General features: G+C 65.1%; 26 protein-coding genes and 1 pseudogene. 17 read left to right on the top strand and 10 right to left on the bottom strand.

Annotated elements, in window-relative coordinates; translation table 11 throughout:
- The 4 genes and pseudogenes from H292_RS27275 to H292_RS0120565 form a co-directional block, all read left to right on the top strand.
- Nucleotides 1-472 (top strand): annotated as a pseudogene (locus tag H292_RS27275) (ABC transporter ATP-binding protein); the annotation flags it as partial.
- The gene (locus tag H292_RS0120575; protein ID WP_020112594.1) at nucleotides 472-1,269 is read left to right on the top strand and encodes an ABC transporter permease; all 798 of its coding nucleotides are present in this window, start codon (nucleotides 472-474) and stop codon (nucleotides 1,267-1,269) included. The pseudogene H292_RS27275 and the gene H292_RS0120575, both read left to right, overlap by 1 nt.
- A gap of 25 nt (nucleotides 1,270-1,294) precedes the next feature.
- Nucleotides 1,295-2,785, top strand: a complete 1,491-nt coding sequence (locus H292_RS0120570; RefSeq protein ID WP_020112593.1) for a M28 family peptidase — start codon at nucleotides 1,295-1,297, stop codon at nucleotides 2,783-2,785.
- A 76-nt stretch (nucleotides 2,786-2,861) separates the two neighbouring features.
- A complete protein-coding gene (locus H292_RS0120565) occupies nucleotides 2,862-3,641 on the top strand; it encodes an adenylate/guanylate cyclase domain-containing protein (protein WP_230595877.1) in 780 nt (259 codons plus the stop codon).
- Nucleotides 3,642-3,658: 17 nt separating this feature from the next.
- Here the strand turns inward: H292_RS0120565 and thiD are convergent, their stop codons facing one another.
- Entirely contained in the window at nucleotides 3,659-4,510 is an 852-nt protein-coding gene (gene thiD / locus H292_RS0120560; protein ID WP_019666651.1) for a bifunctional hydroxymethylpyrimidine kinase/phosphomethylpyrimidine kinase, read from the bottom strand.
- A gap of 278 nt (nucleotides 4,511-4,788) precedes the next feature.
- Between thiD and H292_RS0120555 the strand changes: the two genes are divergently transcribed.
- The 3 genes from H292_RS0120555 to H292_RS0120545 all read left to right on the top strand — a co-directional run bounded on the left by H292_RS0120555 (nucleotide 4,789) and on the right by H292_RS0120545 (nucleotide 6,217).
- Nucleotides 4,789-5,115 (top strand): GNAT family N-acetyltransferase, encoded by a 327-nt coding sequence (locus H292_RS0120555; RefSeq protein WP_019666650.1) that lies wholly within the window; start codon nucleotides 4,789-4,791, stop codon nucleotides 5,113-5,115.
- Between the two features lie 97 nt (nucleotides 5,116-5,212).
- Nucleotides 5,213-5,530 carry a GNAT family N-acetyltransferase gene (locus H292_RS0120550; RefSeq protein ID WP_020112592.1) on the top strand — a complete coding sequence of 106 codons (318 nt, stop codon included), beginning with the start codon at nucleotides 5,213-5,215 and terminating at the stop codon, nucleotides 5,528-5,530.
- Between the two features lie 87 nt (nucleotides 5,531-5,617).
- A complete protein-coding gene (locus H292_RS0120545) occupies nucleotides 5,618-6,217 on the top strand; it encodes a hypothetical protein (RefSeq protein WP_020112591.1) in 600 nt (199 codons plus the stop codon).
- On the opposite strand, the gene H292_RS0120540 is transcribed toward H292_RS0120545, so the two are convergent.
- Genes H292_RS0120540 through H292_RS0120530 form a run of 3 tightly spaced genes read right to left on the bottom strand, consistent with a single transcriptional unit; the run spans nucleotide 6,187 to nucleotide 8,518 of the window.
- Complete coding sequence (locus tag H292_RS0120540) at nucleotides 6,187-6,987, bottom strand: exodeoxyribonuclease III (protein WP_026348066.1); 801 nt, start codon at nucleotides 6,985-6,987, stop codon at nucleotides 6,187-6,189. The two genes, H292_RS0120545 and H292_RS0120540, sit on opposite strands and share 31 nt — an antisense overlap.
- A 21-nt stretch (nucleotides 6,988-7,008) precedes the next feature.
- The gene (locus tag H292_RS0120535) at nucleotides 7,009-7,923 is read right to left on the bottom strand and encodes an N-acetylglutamate synthase, CG3035 family (protein ID WP_020112590.1); all 915 of its coding nucleotides are present in this window, start codon (nucleotides 7,921-7,923) and stop codon (nucleotides 7,009-7,011) included.
- A 4-nt stretch (nucleotides 7,924-7,927) separates the two neighbouring features.
- Nucleotides 7,928-8,518, bottom strand: coding sequence for a peptide deformylase (locus H292_RS0120530; RefSeq protein ID WP_019666645.1), 591 nt, complete (start codon nucleotides 8,516-8,518; stop codon nucleotides 7,928-7,930).
- Nucleotides 8,519-8,797: 279 nt separating this feature from the next.
- Here H292_RS0120530 and H292_RS0120520 point away from each other — a divergent pair, with 279 nt between their 5' ends.
- From H292_RS0120520 to H292_RS0120500, 5 genes are all read left to right on the top strand, one after another.
- Nucleotides 8,798-9,127, top strand: a complete 330-nt coding sequence (locus tag H292_RS0120520) for a DUF3263 domain-containing protein (protein WP_019666644.1) — start codon at nucleotides 8,798-8,800, stop codon at nucleotides 9,125-9,127.
- Between the two features lie 73 nt (nucleotides 9,128-9,200).
- On the top strand, nucleotides 9,201-9,656 hold the full coding sequence (locus H292_RS0120515) for a LytR C-terminal domain-containing protein (RefSeq protein WP_019666643.1): 456 nt from the start codon (nucleotides 9,201-9,203) through the stop codon (nucleotides 9,654-9,656).
- A gap of 106 nt (nucleotides 9,657-9,762) precedes the next feature.
- Complete coding sequence (gene sodC / locus H292_RS0120510; RefSeq protein ID WP_027498950.1) at nucleotides 9,763-10,458, top strand: superoxide dismutase[Cu-Zn]; 696 nt, start codon at nucleotides 9,763-9,765, stop codon at nucleotides 10,456-10,458.
- A 13-nt stretch (nucleotides 10,459-10,471) separates the two neighbouring features.
- Entirely contained in the window at nucleotides 10,472-11,731 is a 1,260-nt protein-coding gene (locus H292_RS0120505; protein WP_179278491.1) for a glutamate--cysteine ligase, read from the top strand.
- 55 nt (nucleotides 11,732-11,786) lie between these two features.
- A complete protein-coding gene (locus H292_RS0120500; protein ID WP_020112588.1) occupies nucleotides 11,787-13,106 on the top strand; it encodes a phosphatase PAP2 family protein in 1,320 nt (439 codons plus the stop codon).
- On the opposite strand, the gene mnhG is transcribed toward H292_RS0120500, so the two are convergent.
- Genes mnhG through H292_RS0120470 form a run of 6 tightly spaced genes read right to left on the bottom strand, consistent with a single transcriptional unit; the run spans nucleotide 13,069 to nucleotide 19,426 of the window.
- Nucleotides 13,069-13,413, bottom strand: a complete 345-nt coding sequence (gene mnhG / locus H292_RS0120495) for a monovalent cation/H(+) antiporter subunit G (protein ID WP_019666639.1) — start codon at nucleotides 13,411-13,413, stop codon at nucleotides 13,069-13,071. The genes H292_RS0120500 and mnhG overlap by 38 nt on opposite strands.
- Nucleotides 13,410-13,667 (bottom strand): monovalent cation/H+ antiporter complex subunit F, encoded by a 258-nt coding sequence (locus H292_RS0120490; RefSeq protein ID WP_019666638.1) that lies wholly within the window; start codon nucleotides 13,665-13,667, stop codon nucleotides 13,410-13,412. Before H292_RS0120490 ends, mnhG begins: the two co-directional genes overlap by 4 nt.
- Nucleotides 13,664-14,311: a Na+/H+ antiporter subunit E gene (locus H292_RS0120485; protein ID WP_230594354.1), complete on the bottom strand. Its 648-nt coding sequence runs from the start codon at nucleotides 14,309-14,311 to the stop codon at nucleotides 13,664-13,666. The genes H292_RS0120490 and H292_RS0120485 overlap by 4 nt, the downstream gene beginning before the upstream one ends.
- A gap of 5 nt (nucleotides 14,312-14,316) precedes the next feature.
- Nucleotides 14,317-15,957, bottom strand: coding sequence for a Na+/H+ antiporter subunit D (locus tag H292_RS0120480; protein ID WP_019666636.1), 1,641 nt, complete (start codon nucleotides 15,955-15,957; stop codon nucleotides 14,317-14,319).
- The gene (locus tag H292_RS0120475) at nucleotides 15,954-16,586 is read right to left on the bottom strand and encodes a Na(+)/H(+) antiporter subunit C (protein ID WP_019666635.1); all 633 of its coding nucleotides are present in this window, start codon (nucleotides 16,584-16,586) and stop codon (nucleotides 15,954-15,956) included. The genes H292_RS0120480 and H292_RS0120475 overlap by 4 nt, the downstream gene beginning before the upstream one ends.
- The gene (locus tag H292_RS0120470) at nucleotides 16,583-19,426 is read right to left on the bottom strand and encodes a Na+/H+ antiporter subunit A (RefSeq protein ID WP_026348063.1); all 2,844 of its coding nucleotides are present in this window, start codon (nucleotides 19,424-19,426) and stop codon (nucleotides 16,583-16,585) included. Before H292_RS0120470 ends, H292_RS0120475 begins: the two co-directional genes overlap by 4 nt.
- A gap of 252 nt (nucleotides 19,427-19,678) precedes the next feature.
- Between H292_RS0120470 and H292_RS0120465 the strand changes: the two genes are divergently transcribed.
- The 5 genes from H292_RS0120465 (at nucleotide 19,679) to H292_RS0120445 (ending at nucleotide 22,209) form a co-directional block, all read left to right on the top strand.
- The gene (locus H292_RS0120465) at nucleotides 19,679-20,008 is read left to right on the top strand and encodes an ArsR/SmtB family transcription factor (RefSeq protein WP_020112587.1); all 330 of its coding nucleotides are present in this window, start codon (nucleotides 19,679-19,681) and stop codon (nucleotides 20,006-20,008) included.
- Nucleotides 20,009-20,110: 102 nt separating this feature from the next.
- The gene (locus H292_RS0120460; protein ID WP_020112586.1) at nucleotides 20,111-20,587 is read left to right on the top strand and encodes an SRPBCC family protein; all 477 of its coding nucleotides are present in this window, start codon (nucleotides 20,111-20,113) and stop codon (nucleotides 20,585-20,587) included.
- Nucleotides 20,588-20,592: 5 nt separating this feature from the next.
- The gene (locus H292_RS0120455; RefSeq protein ID WP_020112585.1) at nucleotides 20,593-21,003 is read left to right on the top strand and encodes a VOC family protein; all 411 of its coding nucleotides are present in this window, start codon (nucleotides 20,593-20,595) and stop codon (nucleotides 21,001-21,003) included.
- Nucleotides 21,004-21,041: 38 nt separating this feature from the next.
- Nucleotides 21,042-21,395, top strand: coding sequence for an NUDIX hydrolase (locus tag H292_RS0120450; protein WP_019666630.1), 354 nt, complete (start codon nucleotides 21,042-21,044; stop codon nucleotides 21,393-21,395).
- A gap of 61 nt (nucleotides 21,396-21,456) precedes the next feature.
- A complete protein-coding gene (locus tag H292_RS0120445) occupies nucleotides 21,457-22,209 on the top strand; it encodes an isocitrate lyase/PEP mutase family protein (RefSeq protein WP_019666629.1) in 753 nt (250 codons plus the stop codon).
- The last annotated feature ends 3 nt before the right edge of the window (nucleotides 22,210-22,212 follow it).

Raw genomic sequence — 22,212 nt, 5'->3', positions numbered from 1 at the left:
GTTCATGCAGCGTTTGGCGGCGGAGGGTCGGACGGTGTTGGTGTCGAGTCATCTGTTGTCGGAGATGGCGCAGACGGCGGAGCATCTGGTGGTGATCGGTCGGGGTCGGTTGGTGTCGGATACGTCGGTGCAGGATTTCATCGATCATGCGTCGGAGGCGTCGGTGAAGGTGCGTAGTCCTCAGTTGGATGCGTTGCGGAGTGCGTTGACGTCGGCGGGGTTGACGGTGCGTGAGCCTGCGGGGGTGGATCAGTTGCAGCCGGCGATCGTGGTGACGGATTCGACGACCGAGGTGATCGGTGATATCGCTGCTCGGCATCAGATCGTGTTGCATGAGTTGTCCTCGCAGCGTGGGTCTTTGGAGGAGGCGTTCATGAAGCTGACGGGTGAGGATGTTCAGTATCACGGTGCGGGTGCTGATGGTGTGGACGGTCAGGGGTCGGATTACAAGGCGATGGGTGGTGCTCTCTGATGGGTGTGTTGGCTGCGGAACGTATCAAGATCACCTCGACGAAGTCACCCTGGTGGTGCACGATCGCGGTGATCGTCCTCGGATTGGGCCTCGCGGGAATCGTCGGATTCACCTCCGAACTCGGCCTCGAATCCTACAAAGATCAAGTGGCTCAGGGTGACACACCGGACTACGATCCGTACCTCCCCACCGTCTACGACGCGGTCGGCAGCGGCGTCGGAGGTTTCGGAGTCATGGTGTTGATGATCCTGGCCGCCTTGACGGTGACCAGCGAGTATCGCTTCGGCGTCATCCGTACGACGTTCCAGGCGATGCCCAATCGCGCATCGGTTCTCGTCGCCAAGGCATTTCTGATCGGTGTTCTGGGGCTGGTGCTGAGCTTCGTCCTCGGTCTCGGCGCGTTCTACATCGCCAAGGTGTTCGCAGGCGCCGAGGCAGGCGAACTGCTGAGCTTCGACATCGACGGCACGTGGCGCGTCATCTACGGGACCGCGATCCTCGCCTTCCTGCAGATCGTCGTCGCCGTCGGAGTCGGTGCCCTTCTTCGCCAGTCCGCAGGCGCCATCGCACTGCTGTTGCTGTGGCCGCTGGTGGTCGAGAACCTCTTCGGCCTGTTCGGATCCTTCGGTCGCGCGGTGCAACCGTTCCTGCCCTGGCTCAATGCCTCTCACTTCCTCGGATCCGACGGCGGAGTCGACTTCCACTGGGGACCGTGGGGGAGCCTGGTCTACTTCGTGGTCTTCACCGCCATCGTGTTCGGCGCCGCAGTGTTCGTCACCGATCATCGAGACGCCTGACGGCCGGAGAAGCTAGGGTGCTTCCATGCCACGGAAGACCTTGCTTGCAAGTTTCGCAGTCGGCGCGCTCGTCCTGGCCGGTTGCTCCACGTCCTCGGACAACTCCGGGGCCGAGGAGCAGCCGGCCGTGTCGGTTCCGACGCCGATCTCCAGTCCCGACGGCCCAGGGCTCGCGGACGCCGTCACCGGCGACGCCGTGGTCGCTCACCTCGAGGAGCTCGAACGGATCGCGTCGGAGAACAACGGCAACCGCGCCGCCGGCACCTCCGGATACGACGCCAGCGTCGACTACGTGAGCGGAAAACTGCAGGCAGCCGGATTCGACGTCGAGACACCGGAATTCGACTTCGACCAGTTCACGGTGGACACCGAGTTGCTGTCGGCCGGAGACGAGCAGATCTCGGTCAAAGCCCTCGGATACTCTCCAGCCACCCCCGAGGACGGCATCACCGCACGCGTCGTCGCAGCTCCCGCCGACGAGTCACCCGGTTGCGAGGCAACCGATTACGAAGGACTCGACGTCAGCGGTGCCATCGTTGTCGTGAACCGGGGTCTGTGTCCCTTCGTCGCCAAACAAACCGTCGCGGCGGACCTCGGCGCCGTCGCGGTCGTCGTGGTCAACAACGTCCCCGGGCCCGTGGACAACGGCACTCTCGGCAGCAAGGACGACGCCAAGATCCCGACGGGCGGCGTCTCGCAGGAGGACGGCGCGGCCGTCGCGTCGGCGCCGGAACTGACGCTCACGCTGGACACGGTCACCACAACGACCAAGAGCCGCAACATCATCGCGCAGACCTCGACGGGAGACACCTCGAACGTCGTGGTCGCGGGCGCCCACCTGGACAGCGTCGAGGAAGGCCCGGGCATCAACGACAACGGCAGCGGCACCGCGGCGGTGTTGGAATCCGCGCTGCAACTCGGCAGCGAGCCGGACGTGACCAACGCCGTCCGGTTCACGTTCTGGGGCGCGGAAGAGAACGGACTCGTCGGATCGACTGCCTACGTCGAGGGCCTGAGCGACGAGGACAAGGCCGACATCGCGTTGTACCTCAACTTCGACATGATCGGCTCGCACAACGCCGGATACCTCGCGTACGACGGAGACGACTCCGACAAAGTCGGCGAACCGGCTGGACCGGCAGGGTCCGACGCCATCGAGCGTGTGTTCGTCGACTACCTCGGCGGAGAAGGAATCGCCGTCGACGGAACCGATTTCGACGGCCGATCCGACTACGGCCCGTTCATTGCCGCCGGCATCCCGGCAGGCGGAGTGTTCAGCGGCGCCGACGACGAGAAGACCCCCGAACAAGCAGAGAAGTGGGGCGGCACGGCCGGGGAGACCTACGACGAGAACTACCACACCGCCGAGGACACACTCGCGAACGTCGATCGCGAGGCACTCGCGAAGAACGCGTCGGCGATCGGTTTCGGAATCGGCACGTACGCGCAGTCGGTCGAAGGACCCAACGGCGTTCCGGTCGGGGACGCCCGCACCCAGGCGCGTTCGGGCCAGTGACCCACGAACCGGGGATCTTCGGGCTACGAAGTGTCTGTAACCCTCGGTTACGCTTCGTGTCGTGAAACTGTCGTCGATGGTCGGCTGGGTGCAGGATGTCAACCGCAGCCCAGGGGTCGTCGACGTGGTGCGGAGATTCCGACGGGTTCTGCCGGGCGACCCCACGTTCGGTGATCCGCTGTCCCTGGCAGGCGAAGGGTCGGCACTCGCCGTGGCCCGCGTAGCCGACAAGTTCCGCGGTGACGAGCCTGGTGCCACCCGAGAAATCGGACTCGGAGCACTTCAGGTGTGGCAGGCAGTGCTCGAGAGAACCGGCCGAGGCCGGGGAGAACGCGACGTGACCATCGTCTTCACCGATCTGGTGGGATTCTCGTCGTGGTCCCTCGTCGCAGGCGACGCCGCGACTCTGACCCTGCTGAGGAAGGTGTCCCAGGCAGTCGAGCCGGCCGTCGCCGCGGGCGGTGGACACGTCGTCAAGAGGCTGGGCGACGGCATCATGGCGGTCTTCTACCGACCCGACCAGGCGCTCGAAGCAGTGGTCGCGGCACGGACGGCGCTGTCGGAGGTCGACGTCGACGGATACACACCGACCATGAGGGTCGGGATTCACACCGGAAATCCGCGACAGATCGGATCCGACTGGCTCGGCGTCGACGTCACCATCGCCGCCCGCGTCATGCAAACCGGCGGTAACGGCAACCTGATGATCTCCCGGAACGCGTTCGACGCAGTACACCCCGACACGGTCGACGCACTCGGATTGGTTCCGCGGCCCTACCGTCGCGGATTCTTCGCCCCCAAACTCACCGGCGTACCCGAGGACCTGAAGATTCTCCGGCTGGTACGCCACCGCTGACCGGGGTCCAGCGCGCCCTACGAGCTTTGGACGTGCAGCCTCCACAGCGGAGAGACGGGACCGTGGCCTGCGCCCAGGTCGTACGACGCCGCGAGGCACTCGGTGACCCAGTCCTTGCCGAACGCGACCGCGTCCGGCACCGAATACCCGTTGGCCAGCGCGCTGGCGATGGCGGCAGCCAACGTGTCTCCACCTCCGTGATCGTTGCCCGTGTCGATTCGCGGCCGGGAGAATTCGGTGAAGGTATCGCCGTCGAACAGGATGTCCGTGCTGGTCGTCGACGTGCGTAGGTGACCGCCCTTCACTATCGCCCACCCCGCGCCCAACGCATGCAGCGCTTCGGCCGCCCGGCGGGCGGTGGCGTCGTCGATCACGTCGATGCCGGTGATGAGGCGAACCTCGTCGAGATTGGGGGTGACGACAGTGGCGATGGGGATCAGAACGTTCCGGATGGCGTCCAACGCCTCCGCGTGCAGAAGCGGATCACCGTGCATCGACGCGCACACCGGATCGACGACGAGCGGGATCGTGCCGTTCTTACCGATGCCGACCTCGGTGCAGACATCGGTGACGGCTTCGATGATGGCTGTCGACGCCAGCATGCCGGTCTTGGCGGCGCTGATTCCGATGTCGCCGACGACGGTGCGGACCTGGTCTGCGACGACGGCCGGCGGGATTTCGTGGAAGCCACTGACGCCGACGGTGTTCTGCACGGTCACCGCGGCGACGGCGACGCACGCGTGCACCCCGCACATCGCCATGGTGCGGCTGTCCGCTTGGATGCCCGCACCGCCGCCGGAATCGGTCCCGGCAATGGTCAGAGCGCGAACCGGCGTGGAGCCGTTGGGGGGCAGCGGTAGGAACTTCACATCGCGACAGTACCGGCACGGCCGGTGTGGAGGACGCCCGGTTTTACCGCACCTTCGGGAGATGCACGGTAGTGCATGAATGTTGTTGCATCACAACGGTGATGGAAACTCTGTATGACCGATACCAGGGTCTGTGTTGCATGGAGGTTGCATACCTACGGAACCGAAGGTTTGTTGCTACAAACGGGTGACAAGCTATCTGATCGCATGTTTAATAGTGGTGCACGTCACATGTAATTGCTTCACTGCACATCCCGGAAATGCAAAGGAGGTGACCCATGCTTGCCAGTACTCCCAGTGCTGATGTCTCCATCAACACCGACCAGAATCGTTTCGAGTTGCGGCTCAACGGTGATCTGGTGGGAATCGTCGGCTACTTCGAAGTCGAGAACACGCAGAAGCGCGGAGCCCGTACGCACGTCGTGTCGTTCATGCACACCGTCGTCACCGAGGACTTCGGCCATCAGGGCCTCGCGGCTATCCTCGTCCGCCGATCCCTCGACAGTGCGCGCTCGTATGGATGGAAGGTGAAGCCGGTGTGTACGTACGTACAGCGGTTCCTCGCCGCCAATCCGGATTACTCCGACGTGGTCGTTCCGCTCTGAGTCGTCCGGTAACGGTCCGGGTTCGGCGCGACGTCGAATTGCTATCCAAGTAGCCGACTGTCCCTCGTGACGGGCCGACCTCCGCTCTACTCGGGGGATGGATCACACGTCGAGCACGCTGGCAGCGTCGGTTCGCATAGTGGACAACGCCGAGCATCACCGATTCGACCTCTTCGTCGGGGGCGATCTCATTGGCATCCTCGGTTACCGCCGTTCAGGCAGTGACGCCTCCGTGGCGTTCATGCACACGGTCGTCACGGAAGATTTCGGTGACCGCGGCTGGGCGGGTGTACTCGTCAGGGGTGCACTCAACACCGCACGCGACCGGGGCTGGTCCATTCTTCCGGTATGCACCTACGTCCAGCGCTATCTGGCCCGGAACCCGGAATTCCTCGATCTCGTCGCACCGGACTGAGAGCAGTGCTCTTGTTTTCTCCGTGTGCCTGGTGAATACTCACTTCAGAACGAGAGCACCGCTCTCGCATCCTGAAGGAGGGCACGCATGCGATCGACTGTCGGGCTTCTGGTCGCCACGGGCGTTCTGTTCGCCGTCTATCCCGTTCTGAGGCCCTACTCCTCCGATTCAGGGCAGGCCGGCGCCGACGCGTTCGGGTCCGGACTGTGGGTAGCGGCGCACGTCAGCGCGATGCTCGGGTTCATCACGCTCGCTCTCGCAGTACGCACGATGAACGTCGGCGCCGTCGCCGAAGTGACGACGTGGGTCGGCGTCGGACTGACACTGCCGTACTACGGCGCCGAGACGTTCGCACTCCACGTGCTGGGATCCGACGCGCTGAGCACCGGCGATCTTCGGCTGATCGACCTCGCCGAACCCATCCGATACGGCCCCACACAAACGGTGATGTTCGGTGCCGGACTGATCCTCGTGGCCATCGGTACCGTTGCACTTGCGCGGCGCGTGCCCGGCTGGCAGTCCGCGCTCTTCGCGTCGGGCTTCGTCCTGTTTCTTCCGCAGTTCTTCGCGCCCCCGTGGTTGCGTGTTGCGCACGGACTGCTCGTTCTCGCCGGCGCAGCAGCGCTGGCGGTCCACGTCGCTGCGGGGCGTGATCGTCAGGAAATATCGACGACGACGGGTGCGTGATCGCTGGCACCCTTGCCCTTGCGCTCCTCACGATCGATCGAGGCGCCCGTCACCCGGGACGCAAGAGCCGGGGAAGCCAGAGCCATGTCGATACGAAGTCCCTGCTTCTTCGGGAAGCGAAGCTGCGTGTAGTCCCAGTAGGTGAACGTCCGCGGCTCGGGCGTGAACTGCCGAGTCACCTCGGTGAATCCGACCTCCGCGAACGACTCGAACGCATCCCGCTCCGGCTGCGACGTGTGGGTCTTGCCCTCGAACAACGCCGGATCCCAGACATCGTCGTCGGTAGGCGCGATGTTCCAGTCCCCGACGAGCGCGATCTGCGCGTCCGGGTCCGCCGACACCCAGGCCTGAGCGTCGGCCCGCAGCTTGGCGAGCCACTCGAGCTTGTACGTGTAATGCGGATCCGCCAGCTCGCGCCCGTTGGGTACGTACAGGCTCCACACGCGAACCCCGCCGCACGTGGCTCCGATGGCCCGCGCCTCGCGCACCGCCTCGACCTCCGGGTCCTTGCTGAACCCGGGCTGATCCTCGAAGCCGATCTGCACGTCGTCCAACCCGACCCGCGACAGCAAGGCGACACCGTTCCACTGGCTGAGGCCGACATGGGCGACCTCGTACCCGATCTCGGTGAACCGCTCGTACGGAAACTGCGCGTCCTTGCACTTGGTTTCCTGCATCGCCAGCACGTCGACATCGGATCGCTGCAGCCAATCCACGATCCGATCCTGACGAGAGCGGACGGAGTTCACATTCCAGGTAGCCAATCGCACGGCGATCAGACTAACGGGTGCTCACATAAGGTCGGCGTAGCGATAGCGATGATGCTCGGTGAAGCCGAGGCCCTCGTACATGGCCACGGCGCCTGCATTGGCCGCCGAGACCTGCAGGTACGCGTGCGTCGCACCCTGCGTGCGACCCCAGGCGACCAGTTCGCCGCAGATCCTCGTTCCGAGGCCGTTCCGTCGATGCGCCTCCGCGACCTCGATGGCCGTCAGACCGACCCAGCGTCGACCGTCGGGCGCGTCCGTCACCGCTGCACGCCCGATCGCCAGCATCTCGCTGGACGCCGAGCCGATCCGGCCGAACGCCGCCACACCGTCACGCACCGACGAGATGACCTCGAGCGCAGCGTCGGGCAGGGGTCGCCCGCGGTAGCGGTACACGCCGAGCCAGTCGGCGTCGGGCACGTCGGAGAAGACCGACAGAGTTTCGACGGGCAGCTCCAACCGGGAGATGTCCGCGGCCATGACCAGTGTTTCGTCCCGCGTCACCCACCCGGCGGGCAGTGAACCCAGTCGGTCGGGCAGCAGGAGCACGGCAGGTAGGCCGCGCTCGGAGAACCATCGGACGATGTCGTCGAGGGACACATGACCGGCCGACGGTTCCACCGGCAACGCGGAGTTCGCCCGGCCGGTGAACCCGTGCCCGGCGCGCAGGAGCCAGCCGTCGATCCAGGCCTGTTCGACGCCGGGCCAGCCGTCGGCGGCAGCACGTTCCAGCGATCGAATCTCCGACGTGCGAATCGGACGCGGCCCGAGCTCCTTCAGCGCGACGACACGATCGGGCGCGACTCTCACTTCGCGACCGTCCGCGGACTGCACCGCGACCACCGACCGGCTGTGCTCGATCAGTTCGCCGATGACGTCCGTCATCGGGTGGCTGTGGCCGGGTGGCAGCCGGTAGCGCAGCATGACCCGCGGTCCCACCGCGTCAGTCCTCGTGGCCGAACGGATCTTCGACGGTGCCGGGGACCCAGGACAGACCCGGCTTGCCCCAACCGGCGCGTTTGATCGCCTTCTTCGCGGCACGCGCATTGCGGCCGATGAGAACGTCGACGTACAGGAAACCGTCGAGGTGCCCGACCTCGTGCTGCAGCATGCGAGCGAAGAAACCCGTTCCTTCGATGTCGACGGGCTCGCCCGCGGCGTCGGTGCCCGTGACGCGTGCCCAGTCCGCACGTCCGGTGGGGTACTGCTCGCCGGGAACCGAAAGGCAGCCCTCGTCGTCGTCCTCGGGATCCGGCATCGTCTCGGGGATCTCCGACGTCTCCAGAACCGGGTTGATCACCTCGCCGCGGCGACGGACGACCTTGCCGTCCTCGCCCTCGTCGGGGCAGTCGTAGATGAACAGCCGAAGGGGTTCGCCGACCTGGTTGGCGGCGAGTCCGACGCCGTTGGCGGCGGCGAGCGTGTCGTACATGTTCGCGATAAGGTCGGCGAGTTCGGCGGGCGTCTCGGTGACGGGCCGGGTGGGGGTGTGCAGTACCGGGTCGCCGACGATCCGGATCGGGAGAATTGCCATGGTCGACAAGAATACTGGCGTGAAGCCCCTCTCCGTGCACACGGTGAGGGGGCGCGACTCGCCGCACGTCCTGCGAGCTGTGCCCAAGCACTGCGCACCGTGGTTCAATAACAACCGAAACACACGTGTGTAATTTCGTGCCGACTGCCCGCCCCTCGGGTGCGTCGACGCGGGTCTGGGGCTCGTGGCAAAAGGTGGGGACCGGCATGACGGCACAGGACAGCATCACGGCACAGGATCGGGATCCGTCGACACGGATCCGCGAAGTCGAGGAGTGAGATGGACGGCGCAGCAGCGCGTGACTCGAACCAGTCTCAGCAACCGGGAAACACGGGGGACATCAACGAGGTCGGAGCAGACGGCCTGACCCGTCGTGAACACGACATCCTGTCCTTCGAGCGCCAGTGGTGGAAGTACGCAGGCGCAAAGGAAGAAGCCATCAAGGAACTCTTCTCGATGTCCGCGACTCGCTACTACCAGGTGTTGAACGCACTCGTCGACCGCCCGGAATCACTGGCAGCCGATCCCATGCTGGTGAAGCGTCTGCGCAGGCTCCGCGCGAGCCGTCAGAAGGCAAGGGCTGCGAGGCGACTCGGCTTCGAGGTCTAGCCGTCAACTAGTGTCTTCCAGTGTGAGCAGTCCCAACCCGGAATCGTCCGGCCCTCCGCTCCGCGCCTTGGCAATGGTTCTCATTTCGCTCGCGATTCTGTTCGCAGCGATCGGTGCACTGTCGTTGACCGGTTCCGGAGACAGTGAAGAAGCGGCCGCCCCCGAGGCCACCAGCGAAGTCGCGGAAGCGACCTCCCCGGCAGCTCAGGCGCCGGCGGCCTCGACCACCAGCGCCCCGACGACGTCCGTCGCACCGGCCGAGGTCGAGGTACGCGTGCTGAACAACAGCGACGTCTCCGGTCTGGCAGCCACCACTGCGGACACGCTCACCGCCCAGGGCTGGACGATCGCCGAAACGGGCAACTACGCCCAGACCCAGGTCCCCGCCACCACGGTGTACTACGGAGACGCCTCCGGCGCGGAGGCCGCGGCGCAGGAGATAGCCCAACAACTGGGCGCCACCGCCGAAGCCATGCCGGCCACACTGACCGGGTTCGGAGACAGCGTCGTCGTGATGGTCACCCAGTAGAGCCCCGACCGACCACGTGTCGACCGGGCTACTGCCGACTGGACTACTACCGGGGATAGTTATGATCTACGCAACGCCCAGCCTGTCCGACGAAGGAGCATTTTCCATGGCATCGACCAGCACAGCCCGATCCCGGACGATCAGGTCGTGGCGCATCGCTACTCCCGTCGTCGCTGTCGCCGCATTCGGACTGGTCGCATGCACGGCCCCGGAAACCCCGTCCGACGTAGCGGGCACGACGCCTCCCGTCTGGACCGGCCACGAGGATCCCTCCGGTCACGGCGTCGCCGCCGACAGCCCTGAGGGCACCGTCGAAGCCGAGTTCGAGAACGCCGCAGGCACCACCGTCGGCACCGTCTCGTTCGTCGAAGAGGGCGACCACCTCGTCGTCACCGTCGAAGCAGAAGGCCTCACTCCCGGATTCCACGGTCTGCACATCCACACCGCGGGCGTCTGCGAGCCCAACTCCGTGGCACCTGCAGGCGGCGAGCCCGGCAACTTCCTGTCCGCCGGCGGGCACCTGCAGGTCGACGGCCGCACCGAACACCCCTCCAGCGGTGACCTGACATCGCTGCAGGTCGGCGAGGACGGAACGGCCATGCTGGTCACCACGACCGACGCCGTCACCCTCGACGACCTCCGCGCCGACGGCGGACGATCCGTCATCATCCACGAGGGCCCGGACAACTTCGCCAACATCCCGCCGCGCTACACCCTGCCCGACGGCGGCGCCGTTCCCGACATGAACACCCTCATGACCGGCGACGCGGGTGGCCGCGCCGCCTGCGCGGTCCTGGAATAAGCGGTTCCCGCACATGCCGGGCCGCCCCACCCACTCCGCAGGCTCCGCTCCTGCGGCATCGGGTCACTCCGCAGGCTCCGCTCCTGCGGCATCGGGTCACTCCGCAGGCTCCGCTCCTGCGGCATCGGGTCACTCCGCAGGCTCCGCTCCTGCCATAGCGTTCAATTCCTCCCCGCGCCCGACCCTCGGCGTGGAGTGGGAGATCGCGCTGGTGGACAAGGATTCGCTGGATCTCGTCAACTCGGCCGCCGACGTCATGGACGGCGTGACCGAGCTGGCGGGCGCGGAGACTCCGCGCGTGACGAAGGAGTTGCTGCGCAACACCGTCGAGCTCGTCACCGGAGTGTGCGAGAACGTCGGTGAAGCGATGGACGACCTGGGCGAGTCGCTCGATCTGGTCAGGCGCGCTGCGGCCCCGCTGAACATCGACCTGTTCAGTGCCGGCACGCATCCCTTCGCGGAATGGTCGACGCAGGTACTCACCAGCACCCCGAGCTACGACGAGTTGATCGCTCGCACGCAGTGGTGGGGGAGGCAGATGCTGATCTGGGGCGTGCACGTCCACGTCGGCGTGTCCTCGCCGGACAAGGTGTTTCCGATTCTCAACTCGCTGCTGCTGCAGTATCCGCACCTGCTGGCACTGTCGGCGTCGTCGCCGATCTGGTCCGGAAACGACACCGGATACGCCAGCAACCGGGCGCTGATGTTCCAGCAGCTCCCCACGGCGGGCCTGCCGTTTCAGTTCGAGGACTGGGGTCAGTTCGAAGGCTTCGTTCGAGACCAGATGAAGACCGGCGTCATCGAACAGCTCGGCGGAATGCACTGGGACATCCGGCCGGCGCCGAAGTGGGGAACCATCGAGGTGCGAGTGTGCGACGGCGCGTCCACCAAGCGTGAGCTCGCCGCGCTGGTCGCACTGACGCATTGCCTGATCGTCGACCTCGACCAGCGTCTCGAAGCAGGCGAGACACTGCCGAGCATGCCCCCGTGGCACGTTCAGGAAAACAAGTGGCGTGCGGCCCGGTACGGGCTCGACGCCGAGATCATCCTCGACGCGGACAGCAACGAGCGCCTCGTCACCGACGACCTTGACGATCTCCTCGAACGACTCGCGCCCACCGCGGTGCGGCTCGGATGCGCCGACGAGTTGGCGTCGGTCGCCGACATTCCCCGGCGGGGCGCGTCGTATCAACGTCAACGCAAGGTCGCGGCAGATTCCGACGGAAACCTTCGCACCGTGGTGCAGTCGCTGGTGGACGAACTGCGCCGGTGATCGACCTTCGATCGTGACCTTCTGGATGTAATTCTTCGTTCATGCTCCGTTTACTATGAACGACGTGCTTCAGGGGGAAGAGCGAACGTCACACGTCGAGAGAGCGGCGCCGGGCGCACTACGCGTCTACGGTGTCGGCGCTGTCGTCGTTCTGATTTTCCTCGCATCGCTGCAGGTCGTCGCGTTCTGGAAGGGTTTCCCCGGCCCGCTTCCGAGTATCTGGAACGACTTCTTCGGCACCCCCAAGTCGATGGCCGTGCCGTGGGGCGGTCTGGCGTTGGCCCTCGTCGGCGTACGCATGCCGATTCGGCTGTGGGCACTCGGAATCGCCGTACTGATCGATGCCGTGGGCGCGCTCGCTCGGTTGGAAGCCGGTCACCCGTTCGTCGTCGGCAACGGAGCCGTGATCGCACTGGCCGGATTGGCCGTGTTCACCATCTGGCGCCGCGACGCCGGCGGCATCCGAGCAGTCTGCCTCGGCGGACTGCTCATCCTCGCCACCAAGGGCGGCGACGCATGGTTGCAGATCACCACCATCGTCCGGCCCTACGTCCTGGACGAGTACGCGCAACTAGCCGACCACGCGCTCGGCAACCCGTCGTGGATCGTCGGAAGCTGGCTCGATGCGCTCGGCCCGATCGTCTACGCGGTGCTGCACTGGGTCTACATCCAGCTCCCGGTCGCCGCCATCGCCATCGCGATCTACCAACTCCGTGGCGTCTCGCGCACCGGACTGTGGCCGTCGCACTACCTGGTCAGAACATTTCTTCTCATCGGCCTCGTCGGACCTGTCTTCTACGTGCTGTTCCCCGTCGTCGGCCCGGTATTCGCATTCGGTTCGGCCGGCGAGGGGTTCCAGCTCGGAAACTACTGGCCGACGCTGGTCCCGTTCGACGCATCGCCGTCGGCCATCGGTTTCGACGAACTGACTCCCCGTAACTGCATGCCGTCGCTGCACACCGCCTGGGCGCTCAGCTTGTTCATCCACTCGAGGCGTGGTCCGTGGTGGCTCCGATGGGGTGGAACGGTGTGGCTGGTGTGCACCCTGGCCGCCACGCTCGGCTTCGGCTATCACTACGGTATCGACCTGGTCGCAGGCGTCGTACTGTGCCTGACCCTCGAATCGGTGCTGCGCGACCCCGAGCGCGGGCTGAAAGATCCTGCCCGCATCCGGATGGTCGCGTTCGGCGTCGCGACGATGGTGGGGTTGTTGCTCTGTTACCGCTACCTCGCCGTCCCCATGGGAACGTATCCGGAGCTGTTCGGGCCGCTGATCCTGATCGCGATGGGATCGGTGATCGGGATGTTCTACGCGACGTTCTTCGCGAACAGCACCGTCAGCGATCGTCCCCTTCGTTCGTCTCCATCTCGTTGACGATCAGCAGTCCGTCGCGACCACGCTGCTCGCGGTAGGCGACACGTCCGACGGTGTGCGCGATGACCGGAGCCGTCACCAGGGTGAACACCCCGACGAGCACCAGCATCCAGATGTCGACGTTGCCTCGCAGTTGGATCACGGCGCCCGCCAGCACCAGTAGCAGGCCGACGACCTGAGGCTTCGTCGCGGCGTGCATGCGTGACAGCGTGTCCGGGAAGCGCACGATCCCGACGGCCGCGGTGAACGCGAGGATCGCGCCCAGCAGAATCAGAATGCCCGAGATTACTTCCAATACCGTGTTCATTCGTCCCTCACCCTGAACCTCGCGACACTGACGGATCCGATGAAACTCACCAGCGACAGTGCAACGATCGCGGGCACGATGGTGGTGTCGGCGCTGTAGACAGCCCACACCGCCAGCCCGCACATCGACACCGCGAGGATGGTGTCCATGGCGACGAGGCGGTCGAGTGTGCTCGGCCCGTCGAGCAGACGGTAGGCAGTCACGACGGCTGCAGCGATGAGCAGGATGCCGGAAACGGCAAGTACGACGGTCACTTCCACTCACCCTTTCGTTCGTCGTCGGTCTTCTTGTCGTCCCGGAAAGTGCCGTCCGTACCCGGTGCCGACGCGATGTCGTCGCCCAGGACTCCGTGGTACCGCTCGTACTCCTGGAAGTGAAGCGGGCTCGGCTTCCAGTCGGAATCACGCTCGAACGCGGCGATGAACAGTTTCTCCAGGTGACGTACGTAGGCGTAGAACGAATCGACTGCCTTCTGGCTGCCCATGTCCAGCACGTGTACGTAGAGCAGGCGCCTGGTCTGATCGATCTCCAGAACCATGGTTCCCGGAACGAGATTCATGGCGTCGACGAACAACGTGAGAACCAGATCGGACTTGATGGCGATGCGGCAGCGGAGAACACCGGTGACCGGCGGAGCCTTGGGGCGGACCGCAAGCCAGGCGACGTTCACCGACGACTCGGCGGCGTAGTAGAAGAACCAGAAGGTCAGCTTCAGCAAGGACCACAGGTGAATTCGACCTTCGACGGGCACCTTCGGCAACGGAAGCAGGATCATGATCCCGAGGCCGACGACGATTCCGCCCAGGACGTTGGCGGCACTGACGTTGCCCCACAACAACACCCACACGGCGGTGAGCCAGCCGAGAATCCACAGGCGCAGCAGGACGAAGCGGTTCAGATATTTCATCGTCCAGCCTCTTCTCCGGCGACCTGGTCCATGGATTTGTCTCCGAGGAACTCGGCACCTCGTACGGCGTCGATGTAGACCGAGCGATCGCGAAGGTCGGCGGCGGCGCGGTCGCTGATGTCGATGATGCGGCCCGCGAAGACCGTCAGCGCCAATCCGACTGCGACGAGCCCTACCGTCGGGATGAGCATGAACGCGGGCATACGGCCGACGTCCTCGCGGTCCGCGAGTTGGATGTCGCTGGAATCGTCGAGCAGAGCGGACGGGCTGTTGTCCGCGAGGTCTCCCTCGGGAGCGTCGGCGCGCGCACGCCAGAACGCCTTCGTCCACACGCGGGCCATCACGTACAGCGTCAGCAAGCTGGTGATGGTGCCGCCGGCAACGAGGATCCACGCGAGGACGCTGCCCTCGGCGCTACCGGCCTGCAACAGCGCCACCTTCCCGATGAAGCCCGAGAACGGCGGAATACCACCGAGATTCAACGCGGGCACGAGGAAGATGATCGCCAACACGGGGCTCGCGGCGGCCAGGCCGCCGAGACGTCGCAGCGAGGACGACCCGGCCTGACGCTCGATGAGTCCGACGACCAGGAACAGCGTCGTCTGCACGATGATGTGGTGCGCCACGTAGTAGATCGCTCCCGACAGTCCGGACTGCGTGGACAGTGCGACGCCGAACACCATATACCCGATGTGGCTGACGAGAGTGAACGACAGCAGTCGTTTGATGTCGCTCTGTGCGATGGAACCGAAGATACCGACGAGCATCGTGAGCAGACCGCACACGAGCAGGACGTTGTCCAGGCCTCCGTCGGGGAACAGCAGCGTGTGTGCACGGATGATCGCGTACACACCGACCTTGGTGAGCAAACCGGCGAACACCGCGGTGACGGGGGCCGGGGCGGTGGGGTAGGAGTCCGGAAGCCACGTGGACAGCGGGAACACCGCAGCCTTGATGCCGAAGGCGACGAGCAGGACCGCGAAGATCGCCGTCCTGGTGCCCGACGGTACGTCGTCCAGGCGGGTGGCGATGTGCGCCAGATTCAGCGTGCCGGTCGCGGCGTAGACCAGCGCGATGCCGAACAGGAAGATCAGCGACGAGACCATCGACACCATGACGTACGAGACGCCTGCGCGCACGCGGTCGGCGCTGGCTCCGAGAGTGAGCAGCACGAACGACGCGGCGAGCAGAACCTCGAATCCGACGAACAGATTGAACAGGTCGCCGGCGAGGAACGCGTTGCACACGCCTGCGCTCAACGCCAGATACGTCGGAAGGAAGATCGAGACGGGCTGGTTCTCGTTGCCGTCGCGAATGCCCTGACCGATGGAATACACCATGACCGCCAGCAGCACGATCGCGCTGACCAGCAGCATCAGTGCGGAGAGGCGGTCGACGACCAGTGAGATGCCGATCGGGGAGTCCCAACCACCGACCTGCAGCGCGAACGTTCCGTCGCGGTCGGCCAGGTACAGCAGGAATGCCGACACGACGACGATGGCCGTCAGCGAGACCATCGTGATGACGCGTTGGGCCCGTGGCCTCCTGCCCGCCACGAGTGTCAACGCTGCGGCGAACAAGGGGATCAGGACCGGTAGCGGGGTGAGAGCGCTGATGGTGCTTGCGGGGATGCTCATTCGGAGCCTCCCTTCTTGCGCTTCTTGGCGCTGGGTTTGGATGTGTCCTTCACTGCGCTGTCGATGCCGTCGAGGCCCTTCAAGTCCGGTTCGTCGTCGTCGTCGAAGTCACCCTCGTGCAAGTCTTCGTAGCACTCGAGGTCCTCGATGTTCTTGAGTTCCTCGATCGGAATCGGGTTGCCCTGGCTGTCGAAGGCGTCGCCACTGAAACTCGGCTCACCGGTGACCGGGTCGTCGGACCGGTCGCGGTCCGGCATGTCGGCCATGGATCGGCGCTTGGAGACCTTGGTGTCCTCCGGGTCGTTCTCGACGTCGTCCTTGGTGTTGAGCGTGAACGAGCGGTACGCGAGTGCCAGCACGAACGCCGCGATACCCATCGTGATGACGATGGCGGTCAGAATCATGGCCTGCGCCAACGGATCCGCCATGGTCTCGTGGATCGACGTCGTTCTGCCGACGATCGGGGGATTGCCCGTCGGGCCACCGACGGTCAGCAGCAGGATGTTGATTCCGTTGCCGAACAACAGGAGTCCGAGCAGCATCTTCGTGATCGAGCGTTCCAGAAGCAGGTACACCCCCGTCGCGACGAGGATGCCGACGACTATCAGCATGCCGAGGTTCGCGGTCATCGGGCCTTCACCTGGCTCTGCATCTCCACCTGTGCGTCGAGACGTGCACCGAGGCTTCGGAGGACGTCGAGTACGAGACCGACCACGATGAGGTAGACACCGAGATCGAAGAACAATGCGGTGACCAACTTGATGTCACCGAGTATCGGCAGGGTCACCTCGAGGGTCGCCGACGACAACGCCGGGGCGCCGAGGAACATCGACGCGATCGCGGTGCCCGACGCGAGTATCAGGCCGAGGCCGAGGATCTTGCCTGCGTCGATCGGAACGGCTTCGCCGAGTTCGTATCGGCCGCCTGCGAGGTACCTCAGTACGAGCGCGAGACCCGCGGTCAGTCCACCGGCGAATCCGCCGCCCGGCGCATTGTGTCCGGAGAAGAAGAAGTACACCGACAGCACCATGATCGTCGGGAAGATCAGGCGAGTCGTGACCTCGAGGATCAACGACCGATGCCGAGGATCGATCAGGTCTCCGCCCAGCAACCACGTCGTGTCGGTGCCGGAGGGGCTGTCGGAATCGGTTGCCGGCGCATCCGAGACGCGGGGTGCGCTGCCGAAGCGTCGGTTGCGGAACACCAGCGATGCGACGCCGGTGGCCGCGACGAGCAGCACCGAGATCTCACCGAGCGTGTCCCACGCACGAATGTCCACCAGGAGAACGTTGACGATGTTCTTGCCGTCGCCCAGCAGGTAGGCGGCGTCGGGAAGTTGCAGGGAGATCGGGTCGGTGCTGCGCGCGTTCATCGCGAACGCTCCGAGGACGGTGACCGTCGCGCCGACGGCGATCGCGAGGGCTGCGCGAGGCAACCTCGACCCGGCTGCGCCCCGGTCGTCGACCTCGGCGGGCAGTTTCCGCAGCACGAGCACGAAGACGACCAGAGTCAACGTCTCCACCAGGAACTGGGTCAACGCCAGATCCGGTGCACCGTGCACCGCGAAGATGACGCCGCAGCCGTAGCCGGTGAGGCCGACGAGGATGACGCTGGCGAGGCGGTTGCGCATCACCGTCGCGCCGAGCGCCCCGGAGATCATGATGAGCGAGACGATGACCTGAAGTGGAGTGTCGAACAGGACGAAATCCAGTCCGGGTTCGCGTCCGAACGCCAGCACCGCCATCGGAAGCAGCACCAGCGTCAGCAGGATCGTTCCCTGCGTCAGAGGCAGCGATCCTCGCTGGGTGGTGCCGGTCAGACGGAGCGAGATGGTGTCCATCGACTTGAGCACCGCGTCGTAGACCCGGTCCGCGTTGCCGAGCGGCGGATGCTCGAACTTGAGGCGGTTGACCATGCGGTGCGCGATGAACAGACCGACACCGCCGGTGACGACGACGACCGTCAACCCGAGCGGCAGGTTGACGCCGTGCCACAGGGCGAGGTGGTACGGAGCCTGCCCGTAGGAATCGACGGTGGCCGCGTACGGACTGACGATGGCGTCGACGACGGGCGAGAAGATTCCTGCGGCTGCACCCAGAAGAGCGAGGAAGGCCGGTGCTGCGAGGAAGAGCGCCGTGGGCTCGTGCATGTTCTTCACCGCGGGGCTCGGTCGCTTGAGTTGCTTGCGCCCGAACGCTCCCCACACGAACCTGATGCTGTAGGTGACGGTCAGGATGGACCCGACGACCATGCCCGCCACGACGATCCAGGCGACGGCAGGATTGAGCGTCGGAGTGTCGATGACCGCCGACAGTGCGGTTTCCTTGCCGACGAACCCGAGGAACGGGGGCAGCCCCGCCATGCTGGCCGCGGCAAGTGCGGCGACGGCGCCCAACAGCGGTGCCTTCTTGCCCAGGTGCGCGAGCTTGCGGATGTCGCGAGTGTGCGTCGTGTGGTCGATGATGCCGACCACCATGAACAGTGCGGCCTTGAACATCGCATGGGCGATGACCATGGTCAGACCGGCGAGCATCGCCTTCTCGGAACCGATGCCCACCAGCACCATCAGGAAGCCGAGCTGACTGACCGTGCCGAACGCGAGGATCAGCTTGAGATCGAATGCGCGCAGCGCACGCCATCCCGCCAGGATCATCGACAACAGACCGAGGGTGATCACCGTCGCGCGCCAGGGGCCGGAATCGGCGAATCCCGGGGCGAGGCGAGCGACGAGGTAGATGCCCGCCTTCACCATCGCCGCCGCGTGCAGATACCCACTGACGGGTGTCGGTGCGGCCATGGCGCCCGGCAGCCAGAAATGCAGTGGCACGATGGCGGACTTCGACAGCGCACCGATGAGGATCAGCACGATGGCAACGCCGGCAAGCCATCCCGACGGGGCGTCGGCGACCACGTCGGACAGGTTGTAACTGCCGGCCACCTGACCGAGGACGATGATTCCGACGAGCATCGCGAGACCGCCCGCGGTGGTGACCAACAGCGCCTGGGTGGCGGCGCGTCTCGAGGATGCGCGCTCGGCGTAATGCCCGACGAGCAGGAACGACAGAACTGTCGTTATCTCCCAGAAGATGTAGAGCACCAACATGTTGTCGGCGGTGATGAGTCCGAACATGGCGCCGGCGAACGCGACCATCTCGGCGGCGAAGATGCCGAGACGTGGTTCGTCGTCCTCGAAGTACCGGGCGCAGTAGACGAGGATCAGCGCGCCGATACCGAGCACGAGCAGCGACATGATCGCGGCCAGTGAATCGAACCGCATGTCCAGGTCCATCGACAGGCCGGGGACCCACTCGATGTTCAGAGACTGTTCGGTGTTCCAATTGGCGAACACCCACACCAGGCTGACGAGTGGCACCAGTGCAAGCGGAAAGAATGCGTTACGGCCCCACCAGCGGACCAACAAGGGCGCGAACACGGCCGCAACCGTGTGCGCGAGCAAAATAGCGAGCAAAAACGTACTCCGTCGTCTCGGGTCGCGTGATCCTGGCGCGGATCACGCGGTGGTCGTGGGGCGGCGTCGAGTAGGCGAACAAACGGAAAATATGCTCGCGAGCCGTGTGCTCGGCCGGCGAGTATAAGTTCACTCCATCCTACTTTGCGTGGTCGACGCGCTGCCATTCGGTACTGTTTGCACCTTTTCGTTGACTCGGCGTTCGCGTCGTACTGTAATCAACAGATTGCTTGATAAAGGAAGTGGTTGACAATGGGCGCTCGAACCGCCGACGACGATCGACTCGACGAAGCCTTCACGGCCCTCGCCGACCCGGTCCGTCGAGCACTCGTCGCCCGCTTGAGCCGCGGCCCGCAGACGGTCAACGATCTCGCCGAGCCGTTCGAGATCAGCAAGCAAGCGGTGTCCAGGCACATCCAGGTCCTCGAGAATGCAGGCCTGGTGACGAGGACCCGAGACGCACAGCGTCGGCCGGTCCACCTGAATCCCGACCGGCTCGAACAGCTCACCGCGTGGATCGACAAGTACCGCATCATCCACGAACAGCAGTTCCGCAAGCTCGACAAGCTGCTCGCAGAGTGAGTGGAGCCTGCGGAACGAATCCAAACAGGAGTGAGTGGGGCCTGCGGAACGAATTTAGGCAAGAGGCGAGTCGAAACGCCGTTCGTTCGAGAAGGAGAAGTCATGACGAATCCAGTTGCCATCACCGTCCCCGACGGCCTGCCGTTCATCACCATCACCCGGGAATTCGACGCTCCCGTCGAGGCGGTGTTCCGGGCGCACAAAGAACCCGAGCTGATCGAGCAGTGGCTCGGGCCCAACGGATACGACATGGCGATCGAGCGCTACGAGTTCGTGACCGGCGGCAGTTACCGATACGTGCACACCAACCCCGAAGGAGCGACATTCGCATTCCGCGGCGTCTTCCATGTGGTGCGGGAGAACGAGTTCGCCATCCAGACGTTCGAGTACGAGGATTTCCCCGACGTCGTCAGCCTGGAGGCGTTGACCTTCGTCGACCTCGGTGACGGTCGGACTCGGCTCGAGATCGCGTCGGCCTATCCGTCCGTCGAATCGCGCGACGGAATGGCACAGAGCGGAATGGAGAGAGGCGTCTCCGAGGGGTACGAGCGTCTCGACGCGATCCTCGGAAGGAGCTGACCGTCGTGGACTGGACTTTGGAAGTGGTCGTCGTACCCGTGTCGGACCTCGATCGGTCGATCGAGTTCTACCGGGACAAGGTCGGGTTCGATCTCGACCACGACACCCGCAACGAGCACATGCACATTGCGCAGCTGACGCCGCGAGGGTCGGGATGCTCGATCGTCGTCGGGTCGCTGGCGTCGCATCGTGAGATGGAACCGGGTTCGTTGAAGGGGCTGCAACTCGTCGTGTCCGACGCGCACGCCGCCCGTGAGGAGTTGCTGTCCCGCGGTGTCGAGGCCGGTGAGATCACCGTGTTCGACGACAGGGACGGGGGCACCTTCTTCGGGTTCGCCGATCCCGACGGCAACACCTGGGCGGTGCAGCAGTTGAAGGTGCGGGCGGACAAGCCGCTGATCCCGCGGAACCAGTGATCAGGACTGCTGGGCTGGCGTTCGTCCGGGGTCGACGAATGATTCAGGCTCGTTCGGTGGGGAAGTCGGCGTTCTACATGGCGGGAGGCAAGATCGATCCGGGCGAGACGCCTCTCGCGGCGCTGCACCGTGAGATTCGCGAGGAGCTCGACGCGGCGGTGGTCGACGCTCGGCTGCTGGATGTGTTCGAGTGCGAGGCGTGGGGGCATCCCGCGGGAACCGAGCTCGAGATCCATTGCTTCATCGCGGGATTGGCGTCGGAACCGACGCCGACCAGCGAGATCGCGGAAATTCGCTTCTTCACTCGCGACGAGTACGCGTCGATGCCGGATGTCGCTCCGGGGTCGCTCATGGTGTTCGACCGGATGCAAGCGCTCGATTTGATCGACTGATGCGGGTACGTTGTCGGTAGGAGAACGCACGTTCTCCCGCCTCGACGCATTAGGAGTCTCCATGACGAGCTTGTCCCAGAAGGCAACAACCCTCCTCGAACTCCACCAGCCCGGAAACCCCGTCGTGCTGCCGACGGTGTGGGACGCATGGTCGGCCAACCTCGCGGTCTCGGCTGGATTCACAGCACTCACCGTCGGAAGCCACCCGGTGTCCGACTCCATCGGTAAGCCCGACAACGAGGGCATCACCTTCGACGAGCTGCTCACACGCATCTCCCAGATCACCTCCGCCGTCGACGTCCCGCTGTCCGTCGACATCGAGTCCGGATACGGCGAGGACCCCAAGCGCCTCATCGAGGGCCTCGTCTCCGCGGGCGCCGTCGGCCTCAACGTGGAGGACACGGTGCACAGCGAAGGTGGACGTCTGCGTGAAGCTCAGGAGCACGCCGACTTCGTGGGCGCGCTGCGTGCAGCATCGGACGCCACCGACGTTCACGTCGTCCTCAACGCCCGAACCGACCTGTTCGTCAAGCAGATCGGTGACGAGAACGACCGCGTCGACCGCGCGATCGCCCGGTTGAAGCTCGCCGCCGACGCCGGCGCCGACTCGCTCTACCCTGTCGGCTTCCACAACGACGCGGACTACAAGCGTCTGGCCGAGGAGCTTCCGCTGCCCATCAATGCCATCGCCAACCCCGCGGACGGCGATCTGAAGCACTTCGCCTCGCTCGGAGTCGGCCGGATCAGCTTCGGACCGCTCTTCCAGGGTGCGCTGGCCGGAGAGGCAAGCAAGATCCTCGCGCGCTGGAACTAGGCA

The sequence above is a fragment of the Rhodococcus sp. 114MFTsu3.1 genome, from assembly GCF_000383555.1.
In the GTDB taxonomy this organism is placed as follows: domain Bacteria; phylum Actinomycetota; class Actinomycetes; order Mycobacteriales; family Mycobacteriaceae; genus Rhodococcoides; species Rhodococcoides fascians_E.
Note: the sequence above shows the minus strand (reverse complement) of the source record. Positions and strands in the feature narration are given on the sequence as shown.